3 protein-coding genes are annotated in these 2798 nt (G+C 46.5%); all 3 read right to left on the bottom strand.

Going from position 1 to position 2798, the window contains the following annotated elements; translation table 11 throughout:
* Positions 1–162: 162 nt before the first annotated feature.
* From ILFOPFJJ_RS34480 to ILFOPFJJ_RS34870, 3 genes are read right to left on the bottom strand one after another with little or no spacing between them, the layout of a single operon-like run.
* Entirely contained in the window at positions 163–1107 is a 945-nt protein-coding gene (locus ILFOPFJJ_RS34480; protein WP_210267723.1) for a glycosyltransferase family 2 protein, read from the bottom strand.
* A 16-nt stretch (positions 1108–1123) separates the two neighbouring features.
* Positions 1124–2269: a glycosyltransferase family protein gene (locus ILFOPFJJ_RS34475; RefSeq protein WP_210267722.1), complete on the bottom strand. Its 1146-nt coding sequence runs from the start codon at positions 2267–2269 to the stop codon at positions 1124–1126.
* Positions 2244–2489, bottom strand: coding sequence for a hypothetical protein (locus ILFOPFJJ_RS34870; RefSeq protein WP_210267721.1), 246 nt, complete (start codon positions 2487–2489; stop codon positions 2244–2246). Before ILFOPFJJ_RS34870 ends, ILFOPFJJ_RS34475 begins: the two co-directional genes overlap by 26 nt.
* Between the last annotated feature and the right edge of the window lie 309 nt (positions 2490–2798).

Genomic DNA, 2798 nt, shown 5'->3' with positions numbered 1-2798 from the left:
ACGCCCGGCCAGCCTCAAAATACAGCCTATCCAATGGGGCGGAGACGGCGCTTACGGTGGATCTGCTTTGCCTGCTTGATATCGCGGTCCATGTCTTCGAAAAAAGCATCGAGCGGATAACCGGAAATATCACCGGGAAAAACGTGGCAACCGAACGGATCCTTAAACACATACTCCAGAAATGCGCTGTTCTCCGGGCGGGAGAGAAAATCGTATACGCGCGGCACCGGATAGTTGGTATCGACATCGTTCAGCGAGTTCAGGGCTTCGCCGCTCATCAGAATACCCCGCCGTTAGCGAAGTAGTTATGAGCTTCACCAGACTCACGATCTTCACAGAAGTAGTAGACAAAGCGCTCGAAATCTTCGGGCTTGACCGCATCGAAGCACGCCGGTAACTGCGGGGGAAAACCGATATCTTCACCAACAGCGCGTCGCAAGGCACCGAAAATTTCGTTACGGAACTCAAAATAAAGCCGATATGCCGGGGTTTTGTAAGCGTGGATCGGTTTGAAGTCGATAATGCAGGATTCGTGCTTAATTTCATGGATTCGCTGGTACAAACAGTCAGCCATCGGTCCGCCAATAACGAGAACGACATGTCACGACAGCGCAGCGTTTTTTGCATTTCCCGGAAAAGGTTGGGGCGGTGGCGAAAGGATTCTTCGTTGTAATAGTAATTGCACGTGCCCAGATCGCCATTTTCCTCCACCATTTTCTCGATCAACGCGTGCAGCCAGTAAGGGTCTACCGTGCAGTCCGCATCAGCCGAAACAATGTAATGTTTCTTTTGAACGCCCAGGCGGCTGTCACGGGCTTTTGAGCGCAAAGAGGCGTAATCCATGCCACGTTTTCTGGCGGACGAGACGCCCTGAATGGTCTCCTTGATAATATGGATATCCATGAGTGGATTTCGGGCGTTGAGGGCATTAATTTTTTCAATGGAATCGTCTGTCGAATTATTATCAACAATAATGAGCTCATATGTTTCATGCGTAATCATACCGAAAAGTGTTTTCTGGTTAAGCAGAGAGAGCAGTACATTATTAATACGATCGCTTTCATTATAAACCGGAAGCACAACCGATACAAATATATTGTCGCGCATATATCCTCCGGACGAATTACGGCTCAAGAATATCAATTATGCTATTCGATAGAACTTTACTACCAATACCGACGTTTTTCCAGGCAACGTCATTCATTAGTTGCTTGTTATTCAGGAACTCATAAAGACCATTAACAAATGCCTCATCAGGCAGGCCATCTCGCTTCTCTGATATCGCCATAACGGGCGCTTCAAATCCGTACTGACCATAGCCCTCCGAGTAATATTCATAGCTGGTAGTGATGTAGCAGCGCTTGAAGCTAATCGCTTCGCCAATGGGATTGCCGTAACTGTCGTAATCCCAAGACGTAAGAAATGATACCAGGTCGCAGGAGTAATACAAATCTTCAATAGAGTTCTTATGCTCCGGCGAGCACGTATCTTCATGCTGAAGCAAGCCAATAAACTTAATAAACGGGCCAATGTTTAACTTTTTTCCTAAGGCTTTCAGTTCCTGGTAGTGGACATGGTCTTCATGAGAATCGCCTGCTACAACCAGAAAAGCTTTACGGTCGATACCGTTCTGAAGAAAAAGCTGGTTGAGCCGATTGACTAGATGAATGTCTCTGTCAATACGCTTTTGAGGAATAATCCGTGTAGTGCGGGCAATCAGAACATCGTTGTCACGGATTGACAGTTTATCCCTGATGTTCGTATAGTTTCCCTGCCTGGTGAAATCATAGGTATTCCTCTTCACCTTGATTTCCACCTCATGATGGCACCACGCTTCAAGCTTATTTTTCAAGCGATTATTCAGCGTGACGTATGTTATATGTTTGGACTCGGCAGGCTTTACGGCGTGAGGATACGGTGCTGAGCCGTATTTCATCGCCGTCATTTCACTATTCCACATTAAATCGTGGTCGCGCCAGATAACGAAATTTCCCAATCCATGACGTTTCCCGTAAACGTCGATCGCGAGATAAAGCGCTTTGGTGAAGATTATATTTTCTGGCAGTGTGCCATTCTCAACAATCACATGTCTGATATTCAGCCTCTCCCATAGCTGAACAATTCGATAGGAAAGCTGTCGAGACGATTCGTTAATTGCAAGGACGATTTCTTCCTGCTCTTCGGAAGACGACGTCGTCTTTCCGCTTATCAGAATGTTGTGCGAGCGCTCAATGAAGTCCACATTATAGTGTGGAACAGTTAATATCATCCACACGAACCAGAGTAAATATATCTTTATAACGCTCTTGTTCATGATCGTAAGGTTTGTTGAATTTTCCTTTATCTATTTTTATGTCATAGCCAAGATCCAGATAGGATTTGATCCCCTTTCGCGCAAGCCTCTTAGCTACCTTCAACGCTTCAACAATAATTCCTGATATAGGAACGGCGTCAAATGATATAAATATAGCTCCAGCACACATATTCATTAACACATCTCGTATTCTTGCCCCAAGCTGGTTCCGAGCGGAGGGCCGTTACGCTCGCAGAGGTCGCGCAGAGATCTCACGGTGACGTCTGCATGTTTGGTAGTTGTTCATCGGGGTATCCTGCTCAATCGAGGCCATGCTGAGTTTTGCTCGGCGAAGCAAGTGTCGTGCCTACCCAGGAAAGCCGTTTAAAATCAATGGAACCGCTCTGATCGTCAGCGCTTCATGTCCGGCTTTGTCAGGAAGCCGACAATTAGAGCAGATCCTGTTCAATCCGGGTCATATCCTGCAGCTCTGAAGTAGTTGGCG

Source organism: Sinorhizobium psoraleae, from assembly GCF_013283645.1.
Taxonomy (GTDB): Bacteria; Pseudomonadota; Alphaproteobacteria; order Rhizobiales; family Rhizobiaceae; genus Sinorhizobium; species Sinorhizobium psoraleae.
This window is presented reverse-complemented; position numbering and strand designations above follow the sequence as displayed.

Excerpts from the sequence above, each read along its gene's own strand:
- ILFOPFJJ_RS34480 (WP_210267723.1), bottom strand. The coding sequence starts at position 1,107 with ATGCGCGACAATATATTTGTATCGGTTGTGCTTCCGGTTTATAATGAA.
- ILFOPFJJ_RS34475 (WP_210267722.1), bottom strand. The coding sequence starts at position 2,269 with ATGATATTAACTGTTCCACACTATAATGTGGACTTCATTGAGCGCTCG.
- ILFOPFJJ_RS34870 (WP_210267721.1), bottom strand. The coding sequence starts at position 2,489 with ATGAATATGTGTGCTGGAGCTATATTTATATCATTTGACGCCGTTCCT.